The organism is Phragmitibacter flavus (genome assembly GCF_005780165.1).
Taxonomy (GTDB): Bacteria; Verrucomicrobiota; Verrucomicrobiia; order Verrucomicrobiales; family Verrucomicrobiaceae; genus Phragmitibacter; species Phragmitibacter flavus.
In genome coordinates this window covers 1-24,595 of record NZ_VAUV01000016.1, presented here as the reverse complement: position 1 = coordinate 24,595, position 24,595 = coordinate 1, and the positions used below count along the sequence as shown (strand labels likewise).

At 55.9% G+C, this 24,595-nt stretch carries 24 protein-coding genes and 1 pseudogene; 17 read left to right on the top strand and 8 right to left on the bottom strand.

Annotation, left to right across the window (positions count from 1 at the left end; all coding sequences use genetic code 11):
* Positions 1-7 precede the first annotated feature (7 nt).
* Both FEM03_RS19400 and FEM03_RS19395 read left to right on the top strand, forming a co-directional pair.
* Positions 8-1,783: a tetratricopeptide repeat protein gene (locus tag FEM03_RS19400; protein ID WP_138087962.1), complete on the top strand. Its 1,776-nt coding sequence runs from the start codon at positions 8-10 to the stop codon at positions 1,781-1,783.
* 83 nt (positions 1,784-1,866) lie between these two features.
* Entirely contained in the window at positions 1,867-2,283 is a 417-nt protein-coding gene (locus FEM03_RS19395; protein ID WP_138088027.1) for a ketosteroid isomerase-related protein, read from the top strand.
* An 8-nt stretch (positions 2,284-2,291) separates the two neighbouring features.
* Here the strand turns inward: FEM03_RS19395 and FEM03_RS19390 are convergent, their stop codons facing one another.
* The 4 genes from FEM03_RS19390 to asnB form a co-directional block, all read right to left on the bottom strand.
* Positions 2,292-2,693 carry a DUF423 domain-containing protein gene (locus tag FEM03_RS19390; RefSeq protein ID WP_138087961.1) on the bottom strand — a complete coding sequence of 134 codons (402 nt, stop codon included), beginning with the start codon at positions 2,691-2,693 and terminating at the stop codon, positions 2,292-2,294.
* Entirely contained in the window at positions 2,690-4,087 is a 1,398-nt protein-coding gene (locus FEM03_RS19385; protein WP_138087960.1) for an FAD-dependent oxidoreductase, read from the bottom strand. Before FEM03_RS19385 ends, FEM03_RS19390 begins: the two co-directional genes overlap by 4 nt.
* Before the next feature lie 38 nt (positions 4,088-4,125).
* On the bottom strand, positions 4,126-5,373 hold the full coding sequence (locus tag FEM03_RS19380) for a homoserine dehydrogenase (RefSeq protein WP_138087959.1): 1,248 nt from the start codon (positions 5,371-5,373) through the stop codon (positions 4,126-4,128).
* A 102-nt stretch (positions 5,374-5,475) separates the two neighbouring features.
* Positions 5,476-7,407 (bottom strand): asparagine synthase (glutamine-hydrolyzing), encoded by a 1,932-nt coding sequence (asnB, locus tag FEM03_RS19375; RefSeq protein ID WP_138087958.1) that lies wholly within the window; start codon positions 7,405-7,407, stop codon positions 5,476-5,478.
* A 201-nt stretch (positions 7,408-7,608) separates the two neighbouring features.
* Between asnB and FEM03_RS24540 the strand changes: the two genes are divergently transcribed.
* The 6 genes from FEM03_RS24540 to FEM03_RS19345 all read left to right on the top strand — a co-directional run bounded on the left by FEM03_RS24540 (position 7,609) and on the right by FEM03_RS19345 (position 11,714).
* Positions 7,609-8,001: an ElaB/YgaM/YqjD family protein gene (locus FEM03_RS24540; RefSeq protein WP_166443004.1), complete on the top strand. Its 393-nt coding sequence runs from the start codon at positions 7,609-7,611 to the stop codon at positions 7,999-8,001.
* A 55-nt stretch (positions 8,002-8,056) separates the two neighbouring features.
* Complete coding sequence (locus FEM03_RS19365) at positions 8,057-8,467, top strand: phage holin family protein (RefSeq protein ID WP_138087956.1); 411 nt, start codon at positions 8,057-8,059, stop codon at positions 8,465-8,467.
* On the top strand, positions 8,437-8,886 hold the full coding sequence (locus tag FEM03_RS19360; protein ID WP_138087954.1) for a hypothetical protein: 450 nt from the start codon (positions 8,437-8,439) through the stop codon (positions 8,884-8,886). The genes FEM03_RS19365 and FEM03_RS19360 overlap by 31 nt, the downstream gene beginning before the upstream one ends.
* Complete coding sequence (locus FEM03_RS19355; RefSeq protein ID WP_138087952.1) at positions 8,883-10,058, top strand: type IV pilus twitching motility protein PilT; 1,176 nt, start codon at positions 8,883-8,885, stop codon at positions 10,056-10,058. Before FEM03_RS19360 ends, FEM03_RS19355 begins: the two co-directional genes overlap by 4 nt.
* Positions 10,059-10,178: 120 nt before the next feature.
* On the top strand, positions 10,179-11,279 hold the full coding sequence (locus FEM03_RS19350) for a type IV pilus twitching motility protein PilT (protein WP_138087951.1): 1,101 nt from the start codon (positions 10,179-10,181) through the stop codon (positions 11,277-11,279).
* Between the two features lie 120 nt (positions 11,280-11,399).
* On the top strand, positions 11,400-11,714 hold the full coding sequence (locus FEM03_RS19345; RefSeq protein ID WP_138087950.1) for a hypothetical protein: 315 nt from the start codon (positions 11,400-11,402) through the stop codon (positions 11,712-11,714).
* Between the two features lie 62 nt (positions 11,715-11,776).
* On the opposite strand, the gene FEM03_RS19340 is transcribed toward FEM03_RS19345, so the two are convergent.
* Entirely contained in the window at positions 11,777-12,412 is a 636-nt protein-coding gene (locus FEM03_RS19340; protein ID WP_138087949.1) for a 3-keto-disaccharide hydrolase, read from the bottom strand.
* Positions 12,413-12,581: 169 nt separating this feature from the next.
* Between FEM03_RS19340 and clpX the strand changes: the two genes are divergently transcribed.
* Together clpX and FEM03_RS19330 are read left to right on the top strand one after the other, a co-directional pair.
* Entirely contained in the window at positions 12,582-13,856 is a 1,275-nt protein-coding gene (gene clpX, locus FEM03_RS19335; RefSeq protein ID WP_138087948.1) for an ATP-dependent Clp protease ATP-binding subunit ClpX, read from the top strand.
* Positions 13,857-14,410: 554 nt separating this feature from the next.
* A complete protein-coding gene (locus FEM03_RS19330; protein WP_138087947.1) occupies positions 14,411-14,908 on the top strand; it encodes a DUF3592 domain-containing protein in 498 nt (165 codons plus the stop codon).
* 43 nt (positions 14,909-14,951) lie between these two features.
* Here the strand turns inward: FEM03_RS19330 and FEM03_RS19325 are convergent, their stop codons facing one another.
* On the bottom strand, positions 14,952-15,578 hold the full coding sequence (locus FEM03_RS19325; RefSeq protein ID WP_138087946.1) for a hypothetical protein: 627 nt from the start codon (positions 15,576-15,578) through the stop codon (positions 14,952-14,954).
* Between the two features lie 195 nt (positions 15,579-15,773).
* On the opposite strand from FEM03_RS19325, the gene FEM03_RS19320 reads away from it, so the two are divergent.
* Complete coding sequence (locus tag FEM03_RS19320) at positions 15,774-16,127, top strand: hypothetical protein (protein ID WP_138087945.1); 354 nt, start codon at positions 15,774-15,776, stop codon at positions 16,125-16,127.
* Between the two features lie 95 nt (positions 16,128-16,222).
* Here FEM03_RS19320 and FEM03_RS19315 read toward each other — a convergent pair whose 3' ends face one another.
* The gene (locus tag FEM03_RS19315) at positions 16,223-17,482 is read right to left on the bottom strand and encodes a hypothetical protein (protein WP_138087944.1); all 1,260 of its coding nucleotides are present in this window, start codon (positions 17,480-17,482) and stop codon (positions 16,223-16,225) included.
* Positions 17,483-17,830: 348 nt separating this feature from the next.
* Between FEM03_RS19315 and FEM03_RS19310 the strand changes: the two genes are divergently transcribed.
* Positions 17,831-19,225: an MATE family efflux transporter gene (locus tag FEM03_RS19310; protein WP_138087943.1), complete on the top strand. Its 1,395-nt coding sequence runs from the start codon at positions 17,831-17,833 to the stop codon at positions 19,223-19,225.
* Positions 19,226-19,243: 18 nt separating this feature from the next.
* Here FEM03_RS19310 and FEM03_RS19305 read toward each other — a convergent pair whose 3' ends face one another.
* Complete coding sequence (locus tag FEM03_RS19305; RefSeq protein WP_138087941.1) at positions 19,244-20,134, bottom strand: alpha/beta hydrolase; 891 nt, start codon at positions 20,132-20,134, stop codon at positions 19,244-19,246.
* Positions 20,135-20,362: 228 nt separating this feature from the next.
* Here FEM03_RS19305 and rpsB point away from each other — a divergent pair, with 228 nt between their 5' ends.
* The 5 genes and pseudogenes from rpsB (at position 20,363) to tnpC (ending at position 24,336) form a co-directional block, all read left to right on the top strand.
* The gene (rpsB, locus tag FEM03_RS19300; protein WP_138087940.1) at positions 20,363-21,052 is read left to right on the top strand and encodes a 30S ribosomal protein S2; all 690 of its coding nucleotides are present in this window, start codon (positions 20,363-20,365) and stop codon (positions 21,050-21,052) included.
* Between the two features lie 104 nt (positions 21,053-21,156).
* Positions 21,157-21,750: a translation elongation factor Ts gene (gene tsf, locus FEM03_RS19295; RefSeq protein WP_138087939.1), complete on the top strand. Its 594-nt coding sequence runs from the start codon at positions 21,157-21,159 to the stop codon at positions 21,748-21,750.
* A 252-nt stretch (positions 21,751-22,002) separates the two neighbouring features.
* On the top strand, positions 22,003-22,404 hold the full coding sequence (tnpA, locus tag FEM03_RS19290) for an IS66 family insertion sequence element accessory protein TnpA (RefSeq protein ID WP_138087938.1): 402 nt from the start codon (positions 22,003-22,005) through the stop codon (positions 22,402-22,404).
* Complete coding sequence (gene tnpB, locus FEM03_RS19285) at positions 22,398-22,751, top strand: IS66 family insertion sequence element accessory protein TnpB (protein WP_138087937.1); 354 nt, start codon at positions 22,398-22,400, stop codon at positions 22,749-22,751. Before tnpA ends, tnpB begins: the two co-directional genes overlap by 7 nt.
* A gap of 93 nt (positions 22,752-22,844) precedes the next feature.
* Positions 22,845-24,336, top strand: a pseudogene (gene tnpC / locus FEM03_RS19280) (IS66 family transposase).
* The last annotated feature ends 259 nt before the right edge of the window (positions 24,337-24,595 follow it).

Sequence of the window (24,595 nt, the reverse complement as noted above, 5' to 3'; positions counted from 1 at the left end):
CGCGCTCATGAATGCCCCGCAGGAATCGCCAACATCACCCGAGCCAGACCACATCCAAACGCCTGTTGCCAAGTCGGGCTCCACAACAAAAACCGGATTTCCTTGGTTTCTCGTCACCGTCTTCGGCTCGGGACTCATCGTCGTTGCCATCGTCGCCGCGATTATTGCCTGGCCTGACATCAGCCGTCTCTATCATCGCTACAAAGCACTCGGTCTCCTGGAAAAGGCCGACGCTGCCTTGGAAGTCGAAGAATGGCAGACCGCATCCGATTTCTACAGCAAGGCCTATCTTGAAGCGTCCAGTGAACCCGAAGTGATCCGCGGGATCGCCCTCTTCATGCGCAAAACGAACAGCGATCCCGAACGCAGCCTGCAATTCTGGCAGCAACTCATTGATCTCGGTGCCGCCACCACCCAGGATCGCATCGACACCGCCCAAACCTATCTCCAGCTCAACAAATCCTCGGAAGCCCGCCAATTGCTCGCGACTATTCCTCCCGCTGAGCGCACCACCAAGCCCGCATTGGAAATCGAGGCCGGCATCCTCAACATCGAAGGCCGCACCGCCGAGGCCGCCACCGTGATGCGACAAGCCCTGCGCATGGACCCTGATGATCCTCAAAGCCGCCTCAAACTTTCCGTCCTCGACCTCCGCAATCCTTTGAGCGAAGTCCAGAACGCTGCCATCGACAACCTATGGGAACTCGCCCGCGGCGATACCGATGCCAACCTCGCCGCCATCGACCTGCTCGCTCGCGAAACCCGACTCACCCCCCAAAACTTCGCGGAACTGCTCGACATCCTGAAGAATAACCCCAAGGCCGACTCCCGGCATCGATACTCACTCCTCGGTCGCATGCTGGAGCGCCATCCCGATGACCGCGCCGCCGTCTTTGCAAGGGAGGAGGCCGAACTTGAGGGCAAATCCCCCGCTGACCGCATCCCCTATCTTCTCATGCTGCAGTCGATCAACGAACATCCGCGCGTCCTTGAGCAGTTGCCCATGGACCGCGTGTTGAAGTTGCGCGAGTTTTTCTCCCTTTACGTCGAGTCCCTGGCTGCCACCGAACAGTGGACCGTTTTGCGCAATGCCATCCGCACCGCCACCAGCCTTCCCATCTCGCCTCCCGACCTTTCCCTTCTCAACGCGCGAATTTCCAAAGGCCTCGGTGAATCCGCTGAAGTGGTCAGCCGCCACCTTCTCGATGCCGCCAAATTTGCCACCGCCGCCAGGGACATTCGCAGCGTGCGCCGCATCAGCGCCATCGCGGACAGCATGGGCCACCCGACCGCCGCCCTTGAGGCGCTTCGAACCGGTGCCAACCTTCCCCAACACCGCGTCGCCCTTTTGGAAGCCGTGCTCGGCATTCAAACCAGTCAGAATGATTCCGAAGGCATGCTGAAGACTCTCAACGACCTCGTCGAAACCGACCCCACCCTGCACTATCACAAGGAAAAACAACTCTACCTCAAACTCCTTCTTGGAGTGGAAATCGAAACCATTCCTCTCAAACTCTCCGATCCAAAAATCGCCGACTCCATCGCACCGGCCATTCGTCAACTCCTCAATGCCATGTCGGCCTACCGGCAACAGAACATCGACGACCTGCGCACCGCCCTCGCCGACCTCACCCCCGACTACTTCCAGCCCGGCCAGCGTGCGGTTCTCTCAGGCCTCCTCAACGCAGGCGGTGACCCCCGTCGCGCATTTGAAATCGCCGAAAAAGTCCCGGACTCCCTGTTGCTCGAAGGCGAGCGCAAGTTCCTCACCCGCGCGCTTTGAAAATGCGGCGATCAACCGTTGGGATTGATCGCGCCAGCAACCATCAGGTTGACGATTCACCTGCCGTCGCCACACTGCCCACCATGGCCACTCCGCGCGAACTTACCCTTGCCCTCATCACCCGCTATTATGAGACCTTCAACACTGGTGACCGCGAGGCGTTTTTGGCATTGCTGACGGACGACGTCCAGCACGATCTCAATCAGGGCGGTTGTGAAATTGGCGTCTCCACCTTCCGCACTTTCCTGAAACGCATGGACCACAGCTATCGCGAGCAGGTCGTCGACCTGCAAGTCTTCGCCAATGACGACGGCACCCGCGCCGCCGCAGAGTTCTTTATTGATGGCACCTACCTCAACACCGACGAAGGCCTGCCCCCCGCCACCGGCCAGACCTACCACCTGCGGGTCGGTGCCTTTTTCGAGATTCGCGAAGGCAAAGTCAGCCGCATCACGAATTACTACAACCTCGAAGAATGGCTGCGTAAGGTCGGCGCATGATCCATTATTCAGACCGCTGCCTTTTTGCCCGCCCCAAGTGCCAGCAGAAGCCAGCCAATAATAATCAACAATCCGCCAAACGGAGTTACCGCACCCATCCACCTGATGCCAGTGTAGCAATAGCCATACAAACTGCCGCTAAAAATCACCACGCCCAAAACCATGCAACCCCAGGTCCAGCGGCCCTGCTCCTCACGCGGAAACACATAGGCCATCACCATCAGCACCACTGCGTGGACCATGTGATAGAAGCTCGCCGTTCCCCACACATCGATCCGACGTGCTGCATCCTCCGCAGAAAGTTCCGCCAGCCACCTTGCCTCCATGGCATGAGCGCCCATGGCACCAAGCGAAACGCCCAGAAAACCCAACATGGCCGCCACACGAAGTTTGAATGGATCTGCTTTCATGATTTTGGTTTTTCCCACTTCTGCAAGATGGTCTGGGCCGCCGTCGCTCCCATGCGCATCGCCGCATGCATGTTGGGATATTTGAAGCCACCCTGCCGACCCGTGCTTTGCAGGTTTGGAACCCGCCGCACCCACTGCATCACCTCTTCGAGATGAGGCTCAAAGCCCAGGGCAAAAATGGGGTAGCCCGTTTCACCATGCAGCAAATGCACCTCAACGATGTCATCCTTGGAGCAGATCGATTCCTTCTCCAAATCCGCAAAAATTTTCGCCTTCACCTCGTCCGTCCCCTTCCACTTGTCATCCCCGATCTCACAAGTGGTCTCCACAATCAGCACAGTGTGGTTCGCCGGTGTCACTTTCAACCCTGCATTCTTCGGCTCGCCCACACGATGGAACATCCGGTCCCGATAATAAATATACAGCGCATCAAAACACTGCGGTTTGTTCACCAACAGGCCATAGATTGCAATCGGCTTGAACCGCAATTTTTCTGCGGCTGTCATCACCTCCTGCGGCGGGGCTGGTTCCGCACGCTTCACCAACCACGGCACCGGGATCGTCGAAATGCACTCATCGCAGGCGATCTCAATAGTCTCACCATCTTTGACATACTGCACCGCGCTCACGCGACCATCGATCATCATCAGTTTGCTGACCTCCGCCCCCAACACCACGACTCCACCATCCTCCTCAATCCCTCTGACCAACGCACGTGGCATCGCCTCCGCACCGCGCTTCGAATAATGCAGCGTCTCCTCATGCAACGCGCTGTCCACCGCCCTCACCTCCTTGTCTTTCACCCCCACCTTGCCCAAAGCTTTTTTCAACACATCCACCGCGCTCAAACGTGGCATCTTGGTGGTGATGAATGTGGCCGAGAGCTCTCGCGGATGAATGCCCCAGTAACGATGCGTGAAGTCCCGGAAAAAGAACCGGTAGAGCGGTGACCCGTAAAGTTGTATCAGTGCCTGTTCCGCGTTCTTGGGAGTCCATGGAACCAGCGTCTTGCGGAACTGCGCGTAAAACAATCCCGCCGTGTAGAACACCAGCAGCGGCAGCGGAATGCCTTTGATCATGTCCTGGAATTGCAGCGGATACCGGTAAAAGTTCTTTGCCCAGCGAATCTTCGCATCCAACTGCACCGGGATGCTTTCATCGCCCATCAAATCCATGATGTCCTCAAAGATTTCTTTGTCAAACTCATGCAGCATGTGGCAGCCCAGGTCATACCAGTTCTCCCCACGCTTGTGCGAAGTCGCCAACCCGCCCGGCTGAAGATCTTTCTCCAACAACGTCACCTTCACCCCCACCCGGCTCAAAACCCGCGCGGCATAAAGTCCGCAGGGCCCGCCGCCAAGGATGACTACATGCTTGTTGCTCACGGTTGTCATTTCATGAAGCTCATTCGCTGTCTCCAAAGCACCGACACTCAGGCAATGCCCAGCAGCGACTTCTGTTGCTCCCAAAGATCCGCCATGCGGCCGGCAGGAATTTCCACATCATCCCAGGTCAGCGGCTGATCCATCTTCACCGCCCTCTTCAACACCGGACGCGCCTCCGAGTCCTCTACATCCAGAACACCTTGGGGCACATGACCTGCGGCATCGGCCTTCTTCGCCTCATCAATCAAACCATAGACTTCATCGCTGCCAATCGCGTGCCGAATACGATCCCCCGGTTGCAGATCCTTCTTCGCATACGCATAGGTGTCCGTCACCCGCCCCTTGCTCATGGTGCAAACGGCATTGCCATAAAGACAGGCCAGCGCAATCGAACGCGGCGTTTCAATGTGGCAGAGATGGTAGGGACGGAAAAACACATAATAAGGGTGTTTGTTTGTCACTTTGTAATAGTTCAGATACCCCTGCTCGAACGTGCTCTCCGTCTTCGCCACCACATAGACCCCGCCGCCATGTTCGCTGGCACCCAGGATGTAATCCACCCGCCCCTTCCCGTCATATTTTTCGAAATCGAACACCTCAATCACATCCTGCATCTTGGTCGCCTTCGGACCTTCCATCCCCGGGACCACCGGCGTCAATCCATACTCGTTGGCAATGATCGACATCTCGATGTTCAGCTTGCTGCCGTCCGTGTAAGCCAGGCACTGCTGGGTGCTCAAACCCAGCTTCTTCGCAATCTCCACCGTTCCTTCCATGTCGCGATGACGATCCAGAAACCCTTTCATGTTGCCGGCCTGCACGATCTCGAAACCCCACATCTCAATCTCATTCATCATGCGCGCCAGCACCCCGTGCTGATCCCCCGAATCGCTCGTCACAATCACCCCGTGCTTTTTCGCCTCGGCATGCAAAAGAAACCCAAGAATCGCATCCACCTCCGCATTCATCAGCACACAATGGGCCTTGCGTTGAATCGCCGCCATGCAGTAGTCGAAAGCTCCAATGATCGAGTTGGTCGCCTCCACCAGCACATCACAAGGGATGTTTTGATCTTTCAATGCCGCCATCGCATCCAATGTCAAATGCGTCTCGTGCGGGTAAACCTCCCCTGCCTTGGCCAGCGCTGCCGGATCACGATCCGCGATGAACGAGAGCCTCATGCCGGGGGTTTTGGCAATTTGAAAGGCGATCCCCTTGCCCATGGACCCAATTCCCACCAAGCCAACTTGAATGGGGCGCCCCTCAGCTTCACGCTGCTTGAGTTCTTTCAACATAGATAAAAGGATAACGGAAAAATGGAAGGAGTTTGACTCAACACGACTTCAATACCCTGTCAAATGGACTGACTTTCATGTTGAGCCTCATGATCGCCACTATCAGTCAAAACGATAGGACTTGTCCACAAAAACCCGGTGCCACAACTCCAACATGAGCAGCGAAACCACCTGTTTGCAGTAAATGAACTCCCGCGTTGCATGCATTTTATCGATCAACGCCTTCACCTTGGCTGGTTCAAAGTAGCCCCGCTTCTTGATTGCTGACTCATTTAACGTATCTGCAACCAAGTTCCGGAACTGCGGCTTGTCCAAAAAATACTCGACCGGCATGTAAAACGGGATCTTCGGCCTCCGCGCAATGTGCGGCGGAAACACCCGGTCCGCCAGCTGACGTTCGATGAACTTGTCCGTGCCTTTGTTGATCTTCAGATGCGCCGGCATCCTGAACGCCAGCTCAATCATCCGGTGATCCAAAAACGGCAGCCGATACTCCAGACTGTGCGCCATGGTGTTTTTGTCCTGGCGAATCAAGGCCCAATCCTGCAACCACTCGTCATATTGCAGCTTCAACAGCCGGTCCAAGAACGGCCCCTTCTTGTCCTGCTCCCGCTCCTTCGCCATCCATTGCTCCGTCGCCAGATGTTTGAACCCACTGGTGTAAACATCCGATCGCTCGTCCTCCGACCACAACGTTCTCAGCGCATTAAAATTCTCGTTCAAGTCCCGACCGTTGTAGCGCCGCAAAAACTCCACCACCCGCTTCTTCCCCTGACTCCCCAAATCCGCCGGAAAGGTGAAAAACTTGTTCAACACCCCCGTTGGCGTTGCTGCAAACACCGGCGCCGCCGCCGAAGTCACCCACGGCAGCTTGCGACGCATCTTCTGCACCTTGGTGATCACCCCCTGAAACGAATACCCGGCAAACGCCTCATCCGCCCCTTCTCCACCCAGCACCACCTTCAAATCCTTCGCCGCCCCCTGCGCCAGTTTATAAAAGGCAATCAACAACGCATCGCCCACCGGCCGGTCCATGTGCCAGACAATCTTCGGCAACAAATCAAAATCCTCCGGCTGACAAATGATCTCATGATGATTCGTCCCCAAGAACTTCGCCGTCTCGCGCGCCGCTGGCGTCTCATCCACCGGCGAGTCAAACCCCAGCGAATAAGTGTTGATGTTCGATGAAAACCTCGTCATCGCCGCCACCGTCAGGGACGAATCCACCCCCGCGCTCAAATACGCCCCCACCGGAACATCACTGCGCATGCACAGTTTCACCGCGTCATGAAACAGCGCATTCAGCTCCTCCAAATACTCCCCATCCGACCGATAGGTCGCGGTCCCCGCATCCAGCAATGGCACCTCCCAATACCTCTTGATACTCAAATTTCCCTCCGCCACCGCAAAACGCATGTAATGACTCACCGGCAGGATGTTGATGTTCTTAAACATCGTCTGCGGCTCCGGCACATTGCGCAGCGTCAGATACGGATCAATCGCCTGCAAATTCGGCTCTGCCGACACATGCCCGCTCTGCAAAATCGATTTCGCTTCGGACGCAAAAACGAACTTCCCGTTTTGGTAGTAATAATAAAGCGGCTTCTGCCCGCAGCGATCCCGCGCAATAAAAAACTCCCGCCTCCGCGCATCATACAAACAGAACGCAAACATCCCGTTCATCCGCTTCAGCAACCCCTCAATCCCCCATTCCTCATACCCATGCACCAAGCACTCCGTATCGCTATGCGTCGCAAACACATGCCCCTTCGCCACCAACTCCTCGCGCAGCTCCAAATAATTGTAGGTCTCCCCGTTGTAACAAACCGCCACCGATCCATCTTCGTTGTAAACCGGCTGCCATCCGCCCTCCAGATCGATGATCGAAAGCCGCTGCATACCCATTGCAAACCGCACCCCGTCCGGCGCACGAAACTGCCCCCGACCATCAGGCCCCCGATGCTGCATCACCTTCCCCATCCGGTCCAAAAGACCTTCCTCATCAAAACCTGCAAAACCGTAAATGCCGCACATGAAAGAACAATGAATTGTTGCTCAGTATGCGTCTCTCCCGCCTCCCCACAAACAGAAAGTGAACCCAGACATCCACCAGTTGTCACAAATCCGAATCCTCAACTACACGGCACAACTTTTCCTTGGCAAAAACCCTCGGATGCTGCTGTATTACCTCAGGAATCGAAAAACACTTCCCACAACCTTACTACTTACACGATCATGTCCGACGAAACCCAACATCCTTTCGAACCCGCCGCTGAAACTCCAGGAACCGACCCTTTCGCTGCCGCCAAAGCCAGCGCCAAAAAAGCCGCTGAAGAACTTCGCGCCGCCGCGACCGCCAAAGCTCAAGAGTTTCGTGGTGTCGCATCGGCCAAAGCCCAGGAATTCCGTGGTGCTGCCGAACAAAAAGCTCATGAGTTCCGCGAAACCGCCGGGGAAAAAGCCCATCAGGTCAAAGATTACGCCGACAAAACCTGGACCGATGCACGCAGCCAGGCGCTCGACTACACCGCCGAAGCTGAAAGATACACCCGCGAAAAACCCCTCCAGGCTCTTCTTGCCGCCTTGGGCGTTGGCATCATTCTCGGTGTCATCTTGAAAAAGCGCTAGACCCTAGCGTCCAGCGACCCACCGGCAGTAAAGACCCTAACATATTTAACCGCGCATGGAACCCGCCGCGCCGGCATCGGCCCCATCCACCCCTCCCATGGCCATGGGAGGGATCAGTGCCACCCTTCTCCGTTACATCGAAGCCAGAGGTCTGCTCCTCAGCATTGAAACTCAGGAGGCCCTTCAAATACTCCTCCGGGTCGTCATCTTCACGATCCTCGGCAGCATCATCGCCCTGACCGGCTGGTTGCTTCTCACTGCGGGACTCGCTGCGCTCATCATCGAACAAACCGGCTGGAGTCCGCTCAAAGCGATCTTTATCCTTGCAGGCGCACAACTTGTTCTCGCGTTGATCTGTTTCCTTGTCGCCCTGGCACGCATCAAATCCGCACTTTGGTTTGCCGACTCCATCAACGAACTCCAAAAAGACCGAACATGGCTGGCAAACCAAACAAAGAAATCCTAAAGAAACAGGCCCTTCTCGCTCTCGCAGAATCGCGGTCCTCTCTTCATCTCGGCATCAACCACGCGCGGGAACGACTCAGTCCGCGCTCCATCGTCGAAAACACTGTTCGAAAGCACGGTGTTTGGGTCCTCGCAGGCACCGCAATCGGCGGATTCCTGCTCACCCGCATGCTCTTTTCAGGCCCGAGGAAAAATAGTCGTGACACTTCAACCAAATCCGCTACAAAAAGGCGAACCATTGCGGGCATTCTAATTGGCAGCGCTTGGGGACTCGCACGTGAACCGCTGCTCGCCCTCGCCACCCAAAAAGCCATGCCGCTGGCCATGCAGTATCTCGACAAGTTTCAAACGCCCAAACCGGCGTCATCCCATTCCAATTCCAATAATTCCCCATTATACAAGCCCGATCCCATCGAATGAGCCAGTCCGAAGAAGAAGAAATCATTGCTGTTGCTGTGGTCGCTGATGACGACAGTTCACCCGCTGCCGTTGTTACCAGCGAAAATCCCGACAGTTCCGTCGTCTCCACCCTCAATTCCGTCGACGACTACCTCAAGCTCGCCCAGCAATACGATTGCTCCGATCTTCACATCGCCACCGGCTCCCCGCCCATGTGGCGTCGTTACGGCACCCTCCAGCCCATCTGGCAAAATGCCGCCAACATCCGACCCGAAGACGCCGAAAAACTCGCCTACGCCTTCCTGGCCCAAAACCACATCAAGACGCTCGAGAAACGCGGCGACGTCGACTTTGCCTACTCACCCGAATTTGGCCGCTTCCGTTGTTCCGTCGTGCAACAGCGTCTCGGCATCAACATGGTGTTCCGCGTCATCAGCACCCGCATTCGCTCCATTGAAGAGCTCGGCCTTCCCGAGACCTGCCGCACCCTGACCCGATTCCAAAACGGTCTCGTCCTCGTCACTGGAGCCACCGGTTCCGGCAAATCGACCACCCTCGCCTCGCTCATTGATGAGGTGAACAAGGACCGCGACGATCACATCATCACTCTCGAAGACCCTATCGAATTCGTCTTCACCCCAAAAGGTTGCCACGTCAATCAACGCGAAGTCGGCACCCACACCCAATCCTTCGCCGCCGCCCTGCGCGGAGCTTTGCGTGAAGATCCGGACGTCGTCATGGTCGGTGAAATGCGCGATTTGGAGACCATCTCCCTCGCCATCACTGCGGCAGAAACCGGTCACTTGGTGCTCGGAACCCTGCACACCGGCAACGCCCCACGAACCCTCGATCGTGTGCTCGACGTTTTCCCCTCCGACCAGCGCGATCAGATCCGCATCATGGTCAGTGAATCCCTGCGCGGCATCGTCTCCCAGCAGCTCGTTCCCCGCCAGGATGGACACGGACGCGTCCTCGCCCTCGAAGTCCTCGTCAACACCCCCGCTGTGGCAAACTGCATTCGTGAAGGCAAAACCTTCATGCTCCCTGGCATCATGCAAACCGGCAAGGCCGTCGGCATGGTCACCATGGATGACTCCCTGCAAAACCTTTACAGCCAGGGTTACATCAGCCGTGACGAATGCTTCGGCCGCTCCGAAGACAAACAAAGCATGCGCAAATTCCTCGAAAGCTGACCGCCCCGCCCTGCGGGCGAGATGATGAATTCTAAATTTTGAATTTAAATTCACTCCCCACCCCCGCAATACGCGGCTCAGTCTTTATCCTTTAGCCTTCATCCTTTATCCTTTCCCGATATGCCCATCATCGACGCCTATTTCCAAAAGCTGATTGAACTCGGCGGTTCCGACCTCCATCTCACCCAAGGACAACCGCCGAAGGTGCGCGTCCACGGCTCTATCAAACCCATCACCAACGAGATCCTCAACGAGCAGTATCTGGAAACCATGATGCGCGAGATCTGTGAGCCGCGCGCCTGGGAACGATACAAGGAAAAAGGCGACCTCGACTTTGCCTACCAGATGGACGTCGACTCCCGCTTCCGCTGCAACTACCTCCGCCAGCTTCACGGCTACGGCGCGGTGTTCCGTATCATTCCCACCAAAATCGCCTCCCTCGAGCAACTCAACATCCCCCCTGTCGTCAAGGAATTTGGCCACATGCGCAGCGGCCTCGTGCTTGTCACTGGCCCCACCGGCTCCGGCAAATCCACCACCCTTGCGGCGCTGATCGACTACATCAACTCCAACTTCAACCGTCACATCATCACCGTTGAAGAACCCATCGAGTTCGTCCACAACAACAAAAAATCCATCATCACCCAGCGCGAGGTCCCCATCCAGACCCCCACCTTCTCCGACGGCCTGCGCGCCGCCCTTCGTGAAGATGCCGACATCGTGCTCGTTGGTGAGATGCGCGACTACGAAACCATTTCCCTCGCCCTCACCGCCGCCGAAACCGGCCTGTTGGTCTTCGGCACCCTGCACACCAACAACGCCCGCAAAACCGTCGACCGTATTGTCGACGTTTTCCCTTCCGACCAGCAAAGCCAGGTGCGCACCATGCTCGCCGCCTCGCTGCGCGGCGTCGTCGCCCAGCTCCTCGTCAAAAAAGCCGACGGCAAAGGTCGCGCCGCCGTCAACGAGATCATGGTCTCCACCCCCGCCGTCGGAGCCATCATCCGGGAAGGTGCCACTCAGAAACTCTACGACGTCATCATCGGTGGCAAAGCCCTCGGCATGCAGTTCATGGACGAAGCCATCTGGGAAAAGCTCCGCGACGGCTACATCAGCCCGATGGAGGCCTACATGAAAGCCATCGACAAAAACCGCTTCAAAGCCTTCCTCCCACCCGAAGACGCCGCCGTCGGTGTCGCCTCAGGTGGCGAAGACAAGTAACCGGAGGTCAATGTCCCAGGGTAGCACACGCATCTTGCGTGTCGTTCCCGGCATCTTGCCGGGAACCCGCACGTTTGCGAGATTCAATTCCACTCAGCCCTCTCGCATGTCCCCGCGCCGATGAGCATTCCTTGGTCTCCCGCCGAAAAGAAGGCCGCCCGGATCATTTTTGATCGAGCCCTTTCTAAAGCAACCGAAGAATTTCTTGATCGCCACAGGAGCCATAAAATAGCCACTCTCGACCAACTCTGGGCTTACGAGTTAAAAATTCGAGCATGGCGTCGCGACCTCCAAACCATCTTTCAATACAGCTATAATTGTCTAGAGATAACCTTCGCCACTTGCCTGCGTCGTGGATGGCTCCGCAAAGAAGACCTCGAAAATTTCAGACCTGAGCGTGTCGAACAAATCCTGTGCATTGGCACATCCAAGTAGAAACGCGGCTAAGCAGTTGCACATATCTAAGGCGAACAACCGCCAGCCGCCGTAAACGCCCCTCATTCCTTGATCCGAATGTTCCGGTAAAACACATCATGACCGTGATCCTGAAACCCGATGTGTCCGGTCCTTGGCAAATCCTTCAGGGCCTTTTCAAATTTGTTTTCTGAACCGTCCGGATTCATTTTCGGCGTCGTCCAGTCGTCGAGACTCAGGTCCTGAATCTTCTCCCCATTCAGATACGCCACCAACTTCGGCCCCTTCAGTTCCACCCGCATCTTGTTCCATTCGCCCACCGGCTTCACCGCATTCACCATTGCCGGCTTCGCATCATAAAGCGCCCCGCAGTCGTGCTTGCCCAGCTCCTTCTTGCCATGCGAGTCCATGATCTGCAGCTCAAACCCACCCTGCACCGGGCTCTTCGGGTCCGTGCGGAAAAACAATCCGCTGTTACAACCCGGAGTCACCTTAAACTCCAGCTCCAAAACAAAATCGCCATACTGCTTCTCCGTCCACAAGTAGCTCGACTGCACTTTGCGCGCCAGTTCCCCCTTGTTCACCGTCCAAACTTTCGGATTCTCCGGCACCACCATCCAGCCGTCCAGATTCTTCCCGTTAAAAAGATCGACAAATCCCTCCTCCGCGCGGGCAGAAGAACACAACAGAACCAGCACTGCGATACGTATCAATTTCATAAGTCAGACACAAACGTTGCCCCATCCTTCCCTCTTTCTTTCGTCTTCCACCCTCATCACTGGCCCACCGCCTGCTTATCTCACCTTATAAATCACTTGCGCATCCTTTGCGCCCCATGTCACAGTCAAAAGCAAGACCTCGAACCACCTTCCCCTCCCCTTCTCCGCCATGGCCCGCGCTTCCAACCTCACCATCTGCTCCTTCTGTGGCAAGAGTCACGCCGAGGTGAAAAAGCTCATTGCCGGCCCGGGAGTTTACATCTGCGACAACTGCATTGAGGTCTGCAAATCCATCCTCGACAAGGAGGCCAATACTGAACTCGACTCCCTTCCGCCCCTCGTCGTGCCCAAACCCGCCGACCTCATGGCCACCCTTGACCAGCATGTGATCGGTCAACACCAGGCCAAAAAAGTTCTCAGCGTTGCCGTTCACAACCACTACAAACGCATCCTCAGCACCCAGGCAGGAGGCAACGAACGCAAAACCGCCGCCATCAACGAATACACCGACGTCGAAATCGAGAAAAGCAACGTGCTCCTCGTCGGTCCCACCGGCTGCGGCAAAACCCTGCTCGCCAAAACTTTGGCAAAAGTCCTCAACGTCCCCTTCAGCATCGCCGACGCCACCACCCTGACCGAAGCCGGCTATGTCGGCGAAGACGTCGAAAACATCATCCTGCGCCTCCTCCAGGCTGCCGACTACGATGTCGCACGCGCCGAGATCGGCATCATTTATGTCGACGAAATCGACAAAATCGGACGCAAAACCGAAAACGTCAGCATCACCCGCGACGTCAGCGGCGAAGGCGTCCAGCAAGCCCTGCTCAAAATTCTCGAAGGCACCATGTGCAACGTCCCCCCCCAGGGCGGACGCAAACATCCCCAGCAGGAATACATCCAGGTCAACACCCAGAACATCCTCTTCATCTGCGGCGGTGCCTTCACCGGACTCGAACAAATCATCCGTCGTCGACGCGGGCAGAAAACCATGGGCTACGGCGCTGGCCTCTCTCTTCGTGAAGAAAGCGACGACGCCCTCAAACGCGACGTCCAGCCCGAAGACCTCCTCAGCTTTGGTCTCATCCCCGAATTCATCGGTCGACTCCCTGTCCTCGTTCCCATGGAGCAGCTCACCGAGGAAGAACTCGTCCGCGTTCTCACCGAGCCCAAAAACGCCCTCATCAAACAATATGCCAAACTCCTCGGCATTGATGGCGTCGACCTTCAGGTCAACCGTGACGCCCTCGTCGCCATGGCTGCCGAAGCCATCAAACGCGGCACCGGTGCCCGTGCCCTGCGTAGCATCCTCGAACGCATCATGCTCGACGTGATGTTCGAGATCCCCAGCCGCCGCGACGTCCGCACCGTCACCCTCACCGAGGCCGTCGTCAAAGGCGAACGCGCACCACTGGTTCGCAAGAAAGTCGACAAAAACGCGGCCTGAAACAGCGATTGCAAGCCCGGAGCCCTGGCTGAAACAGCATCCGAATAAAACTCCTTATTAATCATGGCTCATGGAAGAAAACGATCTTTCGTGGGAGGTGTTCTTGCTGGGTTCGCATTGACCGTCATCAGTATTGTTTCCCTGCTCTATAACTTGGACATCACTTTGGGGCCTCCAGGATACCCACATTTCACTGAGAGGAGCGCACGGACCGCTAACCATGAATGGGCGCGATTGAATCCTTTTCCTCACGAACTCGAGAGTTTCACCATCACCACTGAGGGCGGAATGTTCACTCGCGGATTACGTGTTTCGTGCTTCGGAGAGCCATCTGCAGTAGCCGAATGGGTTCGTGGCTGCCCGGGGTTGCCGATCCAAAAACTACGATATTCGAATCGCCAGACGGAACTATCACGTTTGATATTCCCGCTGGAGGTGGCGCTTCGTTTGCAAAGTTGACACACCATCCTCAACGCGGAACCGTCATGATATGGACCTGCTGGAGTTGAGACTGCTTAAAAGGCTCGAAGCATCCCTTATCTCATCAACCAACTATGAGCCGCTGGACTGTCCCATCTCGTAAAATTCGTTGGGCGATTTGGATCGCCATCGTCCTTGGCCCAGTCGCAACAACGATCGGACTCATTGATTTCTACTCAGATCAGAAGCTTCTTCGTGAAGGTCTACGCATCGAAGCTGAAGTTAAAGACTTTAGACGATTTCCTACCAAGAGTGGTCAACGTTATGAATACGATCTGACTTTTCAACTTCCAAAGTTCCCCGAAAAAACCTTCCTCAAGACCTTTTATATCGCCTCGTCTGACATCCCCGGCGATCCCCCCCTTGAAAGCATCACCTTGATCTCTCATCCTGAAGACCCTAAACAGTCCAGGCTCATTTATGGATCCCAGGACAAAGAACGCTTCATCGTCCCCGCCATCGTGACGGCATTTGGTTTTGTCGCTCTTGTTTTCGTGCGTCACCTTGATCGCAAAAACCTTGCTCGGTTTGAGCGAGAAATTGCGGAGGTTCATGCGCGTGATCCATCTTAGGTCGCAAAGTTGCCCATTGCTGAAATGACTAAAAGGCAGCCTCCTAACATCCCGGCTCAAGGTGAATGACCAACTGAGCCTCTTCAGGAAACTCCTTCCCCTTCTCAGCAAAGCGAATCTCGATGTCCTTCAACAGATACAAAACCTGCCCCATCACCGCCTCCTCCCCTTGTGCTTTGACCTGATCCTTAAAAGTCTTCGCCATCCCATCCCCCTTCTCATCCGTGGGGTAATCCTTCTGCAAAACTTTAACAACGTCCTCCACCTCCGGTGTCCCCGGAAAACCTGCCGCCTCTTCCAGCAACGCCAATGCCGGCAACAACACCCAACCCTCAGGGGCCACATGCAGATTTACCCAATCCGAAACGTGCACCGGCAAACCCAATCCATAAGCCCCCTCTTCACTCGCCCAGAACCAGGCTCCCCGCACCCGCCACTGCAACCTCACCGAAGCCGGGTCGGCCATCTTTTCTAGAACCAACGCCTGGGGCAAATACCCCTCGGTCATGATGCTCGACTCACGCTTCACCACTCCTTCCTTCAAATCCTTCCAGGCAATTTGCCCAAACGCCTCCGCCCCTTCAAAATTGCCCGGCTTCGGCTCCAACCTAATCGTCACCGGTTCCTCCCCCATCATCATTGAGGCCCATCCCACGAAACCAACCATCACGACAACACTAACAATTCGTCGATCCATCTTCATCACCCCTTATCCATCATCTCCCACCTAGATGTCAACTATCGCCCGCACAAAAAATGGCCGAACTAATCTGAAGAAATTGCGCCATTGCCTGAGCTCCAAAATTGACATAAGATCAAATTTCTTCCGCCGCCACACAATTTTCCAAGTGTCACATCTCCCCCCATGAAATTGTTTTTAGCCATTCGTTGGGGCCACGATGCAGAAGGTCCCGATGGATCTGACACCCATTTTATTGTTCGAGCCGATGACCGTGATCAAGCAGTTGCTTTGGTGGATTTTCACTTACAGAACAACCTTACGCATCAATGCGTCGAACCCCTCTGTCATCGAATTACTGAATTTGGTGTCGACACCTCATCCCCTTCCAGAACGGAAGCCTCGATTCTTTGGGGACCTAGCTTCGAAGCCACCCATTTTGACCTCAGAGGCTACACCACCTGGATGCGCGAAGCGCAAACTGAATACCGTTGGGAAGACGAACAAAAGTGGTTTGGTAAAAAGACCGCTGATAGGTGATTGGATTGGCAAGACATCTCAAGAAAATCCACCGCCTCCTCCAGAAACACATAAGCGCCAAATAAGGTTTCTACCTTGATGCAATAGGAACTCAGTCACCCCATCTGCGACTCCGCCAGCCTCGGTTTTCCCGTCACAAAGGCCATCACATCACTCCACCTTTGCTTCGCACTGTTGAATCCACGCACCAGCAAACTGTCCGTCACCTTCTCCAATCCATATCTCGCCGCCACCTGCGGAACACAGTTGCCATAACGCGGCAGCAACACCAACTCCCGCCGAGCCCGACCATCCGCCTGCCAGCACATCATCGACGGGAACAAAACGCCCCGCTCGATGCCGTTGACCGGACCATCCAAAACCACCTCACATTTCGGCATCACCAACCACGGACGGTATTCGAACCGAAGCGAGCCATCCGCCTCCTTGCAAACCCGACCCAGACTGCGCACCGGCGCTTTCGCCATCGCCCTCGCATTAAACGCCAGCACACCGCGCCCGTCCCGCACCTCCTTGCTGTCCGCCTTCCTGCGCGACAAAACATCCAGTCCGATCACGGTGCCAAACACCGTCAACCGGAACGTCCAGCCCGAGATAAAAAACGCCACCACAATCAACGGCACACACACCAGCAATCCCAGAAACGGACTGATGAAAGCCGCCGCCGTGATCAACAACAGCAACCCCGCTTTAAACAATTTCAACGCGATGTCCACCAATCCAAACGGCGACATCGCAATGATCACGTTGATCGAATGACACGCCAGCCACACCACCAAAAACCCGCCGAGGCACAACGGCAAAAACAACGCGAACTTCGCCCAATAGCCATCAAGCATCGCCAGCATAGGCACCGTCGCATAACCCATCCCGCCCGAAAACACCGCCGCGCCATCCGCTGGCGCACCCGTCTCCAGCTTCGCCATCGTGCTGGCGATCAATGGCACAAATGCACCGCTCACCACCAGCGCACTCAACTTGTCCTCAAACAACTCCACGAAATCCAGCGGCTTCTTCACCAATGCGGGCACCGCCGCGCCCAACACATCCTTGGTGAAACACAAGGCCAGCACCACCGCAAACGAACCCCACACCCAATGATGACAATACCACGGCAACAAATGCCGCTGATCCGCCGGCGTGTTAAAATACTTCCACGCCCCCACGGCGCTCATGCCCAACAAAGGACTCACCGCCGTGCCAGTAATCTGACTGATCCCTTCCGACAATACCACCCCAGGCAGACGTGCATCCACGGCAGGTGTTTGTGGTTCTTCACGCGGCACCTCTTCAGCCGCATGACCCGTCAGCCCCAACACCACCAGAGCACAGAATACAACAACAAGGGATTTCATAAGCGTGAGCAGGTTGAACACTCATCATACGTAATCAAAGCCCCAGCGTCATGCAAAAAACAACGCCTCCCCGTCCCGACCACTGCCACAACCCGTTTGACAAGCGCTCCCCCAGATGGCACCAACCTCACCTTTCCATGAGCCCCACGCCCAATCTCGCCTCTTCTGCCTCCCGACTGAATAAGTCGGCGGCGCTGGTGATGAAGCGTGATTGCGGTAATTGATTTCTCTCCTCTTCAATCCACCGCCTCCCTTCCTCCACCACCAGCCAGCGACTGCGGCGGTGGTTTTTTTGTGCCACCGCAAAAGCTCGCCCCCTCTCGCTCCATCGCTCCTCATCCCTCTTTCATGTCACTTTCCCACCATCAGAATCAAAAATTCGAATCCCCCCTGCCCTCATTGGCCACGGAAAGCCGGCTCACCTTCCGCCTCGCCCTGCCCTTGATCATTGGTCAGTTGAGCCAAATGCTGCTCGGTCTGGCGGACACCATCATGATTGGCAAACTCGGCGTTCCGCATCTCGGAGCCTCCACCATCGCCACCAACTTGTTGATCGTTCCGCTCATGTTGGGTTTTGGCCTGCTCAGCTCCATCTCCGTGCGGGTCTCCCAGGCCCACGGAGCCAATCAGCCCGATGAAGCCGCCAAAGCCCTGCGCCACGGAACCTGGCTGGCCCTCGCTTTCGGTCTTCTCGCCGCCTTGGGTTCAATCGCCATCGTTCCCTTTCTCAGCTCCATGCGGCAGCCCGAAGAGGTGGTTTTCTTGGTGCCGACATTCCTCATCACCTGCGGCATATCCATCATTCCGGCCCTCCTCGGCATGGCCTGGAAGAGTCACGCCGATGCCCTCAACCGACCATGGATTCCCTTTTGGATTCAACTCGGTGGCGTGTTGCTCAACATTTTGCTCAACTGGATCCTCATCTGGGGGAAACTCGGCCTGCCCGCCTTTGGCCTCGAAGGTGCCGGATATGCCACCCTGCTTTCCAGGATCATCACCGCCGTTCTGATGTTCCAATGGCTGACCCGCGCCGCCTTCGCCAAACCCTGGCTGCCAAAGCGCTGGCTCGCCCCTTGCGACATTGCCACTTTCAAAAACCTGCTGATCATCGGCATTCCCGCCAGCCTGCACCTCCTCACCGAAGTCGGAGCCTTCTCTGCCTGCACCCTTATGATCGGGACGCTCGGTGCCATCCCTCTTGCGGCCCATCAAGTGGCCCTCAATTGCGCTTCCACCACCTTCATGATTCCCCTTGGAGTCGGCATGGCCATGACCGTTCGAGTCGGCGAGATCGTCGGCTCAGGCCTCCCGCATGAACATGCCCGCTTACGACGGGTGCTGCTCAGCGGCTGGTTGTTTGCCGTCGGATTCATGATCCTCTCCATGCTGATGTTCTTCTTCTATGGCGCATGGATTGCCCATCAGTTCGTGGCCGACAGCGAGGTCGTCCGACTCGCTGCCAAACTGCTCATCATCGCCGCCATTTTCCAGATGGCCGATGGCTTCCAAGTCGTCTCCGTTTTCGCCCTTCGCGGCATCAATGATGTCAAAGTTCCCGCGCGAATGGTCTTCGTCGCCTACTGGTTGATTGCCATTCCCCTGGGTCTTTGGTTTGGACTCCACAAGCAATGGGGCGTCGAAGGCATCTGGTGGCCACTGGCTCTCGGACTGGGCATTGCCGCCGTGGTGCTTGGCCGCCGGGCGTGGCGAAAGCTGATCTCCTCCACCCCTCGACCAAACTGACGACAATCGAACAGCTCTTCACTTCATCTCCAGCCATCCGGCACTGCGCAACCACTCCCCTGCCCGCTGCGGCCAGTCGAACACCGGCTTGTCACCTTTGCGCATGCCATACCCATGCCCGCCGCTTGCGAAAATGTGCAACTCAGCCGGCACACCCGCCTTCTTGTATTCGAGATAAAGCAACGCGCTGCCGGTCGGAGTGACCGGATCATCATGCGCATGAATCAAAAACACTGGCGGCGAAGTTTTGGTCACCTTTATCTCTGGTCTCAACACAAACCCATTTTCCTTCTCCGTCAGATACGCAGGATAAATCGGCAGCAGAAAGTTCGGGGTCGCATCTTCCACATCCAACGCCGGATCGACCATATAAGTGCGCTCATTGGCATGCAACGATCCCAACACCGCCAGATTCCCACCCGCCGAAAATCCCAAAACGCCCACGCGATCCGCCTTGAATCCCCACGCCTCCGCATTCTTCCGCACCAAACCCATCGCCCGCTGCAAATCCTGCACCGGCACCTTGGAAGGGTCGGCCTTGTCCCGCGCCGGCACCCGATACTTCAACAGAATCCCCGTCACCCCCAAAGTATTGAGCCACTCACACACCTGCGTTCCCTCGTGCTCAATCGCCAGAATGCTGTATCCACCTCCCGGACAAACAATTACCGCCGTGCCATTCGGTTTCTCCGGCTTGTAAACCGCAATCGTCGGCACCGTAACATTCGTCACCCGCTTCACATCGGTGTCCGACTTCTTCGGCACCTCATGCTCCGCCTCCATTTTGAATCCCTCCGCCTCAGGTGCCCCCTTCGGCCACAATTCGAGAACCGTGGACAGCTCCGCAGCAACGAGCTGGGAAGACAAGGCAAAACCAAAAAGCGCGAGCAAAGGCGTGAGTTTTTTCATAAAGGACCTAAACAACGCCCCATGCGCGGGGGGTATTTCCCTCAATCCCAATAATTCCCTGCCCATTCACCTTTTTCTTGCCAACCCCTCAAATCCGCCTACCTTCCACGCCCCTTCCTGCCCGGCAGCACGGGGATTTAATCAAAATCAAACCGCCAAACAACCTGATCAGTCCACTGAGCTTCCGCTTAAACCGTTGAAGTGGGGTTGCCGGCAAAAAAACATTACATGTCCCAAGAACAACTCGTTGAACTCGTAGAAGCCGGTGTCCACTTTGGCCACCAGACCCGCCGTTGGAACCCGAAAATGAAGGGTTTCCTCCTCGAAGCCCGCAATGGCATCCATATCATCAACATCGAGAAAACGTTGACCCAGATCGACGAAGCCGCGACCTTCCTCAGCGATCTCGCCCGCAAAAACAAGCGCATCCTTTTCGTCGGCTGCAAACGCCAGGCTCAGGAAGCCGTTGAAGAAGCCGCCAAAGCTTGCGGTCAATTTTTCGTCAACAACCGCTGGCTCGGTGGCACCCTCACCAACGCTGCGACCATCAAGAAAAGCATCGCCCGTTTGAAATACCTCGAAGAGCTTCCCCAGCTCCCCGAGTTCAAGGCCATGTCCAAAAAGGAGATCGCCGCCCTCAACCGCGAAAAAGCCAAACTTGAGCGCAACCTCAAAGGCATTCGTTACATGGACGCCAAGCCTGACGCCATCGTCATCGTCGACAGCGCCCGCGAGCACATCGCCGTTCACGAAGCCACCCGCCTTCGCATCCCGATCGTCGCTTTGGTGGACAGCAACGCTGATCCTAACCTCATCGACTACCCGATCGTTGCCAATGACGACGCCATCCGTTCCATTCGCATCATCCTCCAGAAGCTCATTGATCCGATCATTGTAGCCATGGAAGAAGCCAAATAATCATCTGGTCGGCTTCATTTGCCGTTCCTCCCTTCACCGCACCGCGCTCCCACAGAGCGCGGTGCTTTTCTCAAAACACCACATTCCACCTTCATCGATTACCCATGGCTGAAATCACCGCTGAACTCGTCAACAATCTCCGCAAAAAAACCAACGCGGGCATGATGGACTGCAAAAAAGCCCTCAAAGAAGCCAACGGCGACCTTGAGGAAGCTGCTACCATTCTGCGCAAAAAAGGCATTCTCAAAGCCGGCACCAAAGCCGACCGCGAAGCCAAAGAAGGCATCATCTCCAGCTACATCCACATGGCCGGTCGCGTCGGCGTGTTGATCGAAGTCAACTGCGAGACCGACTTCGTCGCCAAGAACGAAAACTTCCAGAACTTCGTCAAGGACCTCACCCTTCACATCGCCGCTGCCAACCCTCCTTACCTGCAGCGTGAAGACATTCCTGCCGACCTCGTTGCAAAGGAAAAAGAAATCGCCGGTGACCAGATCCAGGGCAAACCCGCCAACGTCGTAGAGAAAATTGTTGAAGGCAAAATCAACAAATTCTACGCCGACAACTGTCTCCTCGAGCAAGCCTTCATCAAAGACGACAAGCTCAGCATCAGCGACCTCATTAAAACCAAGATCGCTGAACTCGGTGAAAACATCGTCGTCCGTCGCTTCACCCGCTACGCCGTTGGCGGCGAGTAAACCCGTGATACAGGCTTTCAGCCTGTGGGTGAGGCAAGCATGTCTCTGCCGTTTCATCAGTAAGGTCAGTCCCACAATTTAAACCCGCGAAGTGCCTAGTGCGCTTCGCGGTTTTTTTAGGATTGAAGAACTTTATGCATGCAGCAGTAGACAGCATTACAAGAGAAGGTTGCACTTGTGACGTAAGCGTCACGCCGTTCACCGTTGGAAAGAACTATGAGGCGTGGTCACCATGGGTCATAGCGTAGGGCTATGACGGATAGTGACTTTGATACGGAATCGGTGGCGGTTTTGAAGCAGGACCGCCGGGGACGGGTGTTGACGACACCCAGCCAACGCTTGGCGTTGTTGCAGCAGTTCGAAAAGTCTGGGTTGAGTGGGCCCCAGTTTGCACGTGTGGCCGGGATCAACTACCAGACTTTTGCCTCCTGGAGACAGCAGCAGAAGCGCCAGACGCATTCCGGCGTGGCGGAGCGTGGATTAGTGCAGGCACCCGGCAACTTTGTTGAAGCGGTGGTGTCGGTCCCACGGTGCGCGACGGCACCAGCGGCGTTGCAGGTGCGCTTGCCGGGCGGGGCCTGCGTGGAGGTGCTGCATCGACATCAGTTGCCACTGGTGGTGGAACTTCTCACTTTGTTACAAAAGCCATGCTGAGTTTCACCGGCAGCTTGAAGGTGTGGGTGTGCGTGAACCCTTGTGATATGCGTCGGGGCTTTGAAGGACTTGCAGCGTTGGTCAGCGAACAACTCAAGGAAGACCTGCGTAGCGGAGCACTGTTCGTGTTTTGCAACAAGCGCCATACGCGATTGAAGGTGCTCTATTTTGATGGAAGCGGCTTGTGGTTGATGACCAAGCGACACGAAAAAGGCACGTTCAGCTGGCCGAGAGCGGGTGAGGTTCAGGAGGGCAAGATTTTGCTGGCTCCAGAGGCTTTTGCCATGCTCACCGATGGGGTTGACTTGCATGGAGCGAAGCTGCGCCCATGGTATCGGCGTGATTGAAGGGTAACGCTTAAATGCCAATAGAGCGGAGGTGAAAACTTTATTTTTAGCTTGGCAGGATGGTCTTTCAGCAGTTAAAAAACTTCATCACCGATGACGCCGTTGGAACAACAGCTTCAAGAAGTCCTCGCTTGCAACCAAGCCCAACAGGCACGCATCGCACTGCTTGAAACGGAGAACAAACTGTTGCGCGAAAAGGTGGACTTGCTGGTGAAGCGAATCTTTGGAGCGAAGAGTGAACAGTTGGATGAAGCCCCAATTGATGCTGTTACTACAAGGCGGAGATGAAGCAAAAAAGCACGACGCCTCCGGGGCCGCTTCAGGCACCTTGGAGGCTGAGATCGGGAAGAGCAGTAAAGATGACGAGCGACGCACCACGCGTTCTCGCCGTGAGCCACGCGTGCCGCAGAACCTTCCTGCGGAGGAGGAAGTTATCGATCCGGTGGAGGTTACGGCTGAGCCTGAGCAATGGCGTCAAATTGGAGAGGAAGTTACTGAACAACTCGACTATCAGCCAGCGAAGTTCTTTCGTCGGCGATTGATCCGGCGCAAGTATGTGCGACGCGATGCGCCGTTGCTGCCGCCGGTGATCGCCCCGCTCAACACATTGCAGGAACGCAGCATTGCCGCGCCCGGATTGCTGGCGCAAATCATCGTGGGCAAGTATTGCGATCACCTTCCGTTGTATCGGCAGGAGCAAATCTTTGCCAGGAGGCACGGCGTTCATATCCCGCGCCAAAGCATGGCACGATGGATGGGATTGGCCACTGACTGGCTGCAGTTGATCTATGCCGACATCAAGAAAGGCGTGCTGGCGGGAAGTTATGTGCAGATTGATGAAACGCCCATTGAGTATCTAAGTCCCGGACATGACCAGACGCGCCAGGGATATCTTTGGGCATGCAACAAGCCTGGCGGCGACGTGTTCTTTGAATGGGCCACCAGTCGCGCAGCCGCGTGCCTGGACAACATCATTCCGGTCGACTTCACCGGCAAAGTGCAATGCGATAGTTACGGCGCTTACCCGGCCTTCGCCGGAAGCAGAGCCGGACAGATCGAACTGGCTGGATGCTGGGCGCATGTGCGGCGCAAGTTTTACGATGCGAAAGAACAAGCACCGCAACACGCTGGATTTATCCTCCTGCAGATCAAACATCTTTACCGCATTGAGAGGAAGCTGCGCGGACAGCAGGCAGGGCCACGCCTCCGTCAAGCCGTGCGCGCCAGTCAGAGTCGAATGATCGTCGAGCGAATAGGAAAAGTGCTTACGAAGCTCAAAGAGCGCCGTCGTCATCTTCCAAAAAGCAACATGGGCAAAGCCATCAACTATGCCTTGAAGCAATGGCCGCAGTTGATTAAATATCTGGAAGACGGGCGTGTGGAAATCGACAACAACCTGGTAGAGAACTCAATCCGGCCAACCGCCATCGGCAAGAAGAACTGGCTCTTTATTGGCGAAGCCGAAGCCGGCCAACGCGGAGCTATTTTGTATACGGTCATCGAGTCGTGCCGAGCCCGAGGCATTGACCCGTTTGAATACCTGCGTGACATCTTCACGCGTCTGCCGCAAGCGAGTAATCAGTAGGTGCATGAACTGACGCCCGCCGCATGGACGAAGAATCGTCGGGAGGCCAAGCGCCTCGCCGCCTGATCTACCGCCATCATGTCAACCAAAAATCAATGGCGGACGGCGTGACGCTTACCTTGTGACGAGTTGGAACTTTGTTTCCTCGAAGAGACTCTCACTTGCCGATTTCTTATGATGCGCTGTAGAATGCCATCGAGCTTTCTTGATCATTGAAGGCTCACCGTCTGAGATTCAGCGCTCACCACTGGAAATGCAC

What these genes read in the sequence shown, in the direction of transcription:
- FEM03_RS19400 (WP_138087962.1), top strand. Translation starts at nt 8, where the DNA reads ATGAATGCCCCGCAGGAATCGCCAACATCACCCGAGCCAGACCACATC.
- FEM03_RS19395 (WP_138088027.1), top strand. Translation starts at nt 1,867, where the DNA reads ATGGCCACTCCGCGCGAACTTACCCTTGCCCTCATCACCCGCTATTAT.
- FEM03_RS19390 (WP_138087961.1), bottom strand. Translation starts at nt 2,693, where the DNA reads ATGAAAGCAGATCCATTCAAACTTCGTGTGGCGGCCATGTTGGGTTTT.
- FEM03_RS19385 (WP_138087960.1), bottom strand. Translation starts at nt 4,087, where the DNA reads ATGACAACCGTGAGCAACAAGCATGTAGTCATCCTTGGCGGCGGGCCC.
- FEM03_RS19380 (WP_138087959.1), bottom strand. Translation starts at nt 5,373, where the DNA reads ATGTTGAAAGAACTCAAGCAGCGTGAAGCTGAGGGGCGCCCCATTCAA.
- asnB (WP_138087958.1), bottom strand. Translation starts at nt 7,407, where the DNA reads ATGTGCGGCATTTACGGTTTTGCAGGTTTTGATGAGGAAGGTCTTTTG.
- FEM03_RS24540 (WP_166443004.1), top strand. Translation starts at nt 7,609, where the DNA reads ATGTCCGACGAAACCCAACATCCTTTCGAACCCGCCGCTGAAACTCCA.
- FEM03_RS19365 (WP_138087956.1), top strand. Translation starts at nt 8,057, where the DNA reads ATGGAACCCGCCGCGCCGGCATCGGCCCCATCCACCCCTCCCATGGCC.
- FEM03_RS19360 (WP_138087954.1), top strand. Translation starts at nt 8,437, where the DNA reads ATGGCTGGCAAACCAAACAAAGAAATCCTAAAGAAACAGGCCCTTCTC.
- FEM03_RS19355 (WP_138087952.1), top strand. Translation starts at nt 8,883, where the DNA reads ATGAGCCAGTCCGAAGAAGAAGAAATCATTGCTGTTGCTGTGGTCGCT.
- FEM03_RS19350 (WP_138087951.1), top strand. Translation starts at nt 10,179, where the DNA reads ATGCCCATCATCGACGCCTATTTCCAAAAGCTGATTGAACTCGGCGGT.
- FEM03_RS19345 (WP_138087950.1), top strand. Translation starts at nt 11,400, where the DNA reads ATGAGCATTCCTTGGTCTCCCGCCGAAAAGAAGGCCGCCCGGATCATT.
- FEM03_RS19340 (WP_138087949.1), bottom strand. Translation starts at nt 12,412, where the DNA reads ATGAAATTGATACGTATCGCAGTGCTGGTTCTGTTGTGTTCTTCTGCC.
- clpX (WP_138087948.1), top strand. Translation starts at nt 12,582, where the DNA reads ATGGCCCGCGCTTCCAACCTCACCATCTGCTCCTTCTGTGGCAAGAGT.
- FEM03_RS19330 (WP_138087947.1), top strand. Translation starts at nt 14,411, where the DNA reads ATGAGCCGCTGGACTGTCCCATCTCGTAAAATTCGTTGGGCGATTTGG.
- FEM03_RS19320 (WP_138087945.1), top strand. Translation starts at nt 15,774, where the DNA reads ATGAAATTGTTTTTAGCCATTCGTTGGGGCCACGATGCAGAAGGTCCC.
- FEM03_RS19315 (WP_138087944.1), bottom strand. Translation starts at nt 17,482, where the DNA reads ATGAAATCCCTTGTTGTTGTATTCTGTGCTCTGGTGGTGTTGGGGCTG.
- FEM03_RS19310 (WP_138087943.1), top strand. Translation starts at nt 17,831, where the DNA reads ATGTCACTTTCCCACCATCAGAATCAAAAATTCGAATCCCCCCTGCCC.
- FEM03_RS19305 (WP_138087941.1), bottom strand. Translation starts at nt 20,134, where the DNA reads ATGAAAAAACTCACGCCTTTGCTCGCGCTTTTTGGTTTTGCCTTGTCT.
- rpsB (WP_138087940.1), top strand. Translation starts at nt 20,363, where the DNA reads ATGTCCCAAGAACAACTCGTTGAACTCGTAGAAGCCGGTGTCCACTTT.
- tsf (WP_138087939.1), top strand. Translation starts at nt 21,157, where the DNA reads ATGGCTGAAATCACCGCTGAACTCGTCAACAATCTCCGCAAAAAAACC.
- tnpA (WP_138087938.1), top strand. Translation starts at nt 22,003, where the DNA reads ATGACGGATAGTGACTTTGATACGGAATCGGTGGCGGTTTTGAAGCAG.
- tnpB (WP_138087937.1), top strand. Translation starts at nt 22,398, where the DNA reads ATGCTGAGTTTCACCGGCAGCTTGAAGGTGTGGGTGTGCGTGAACCCT.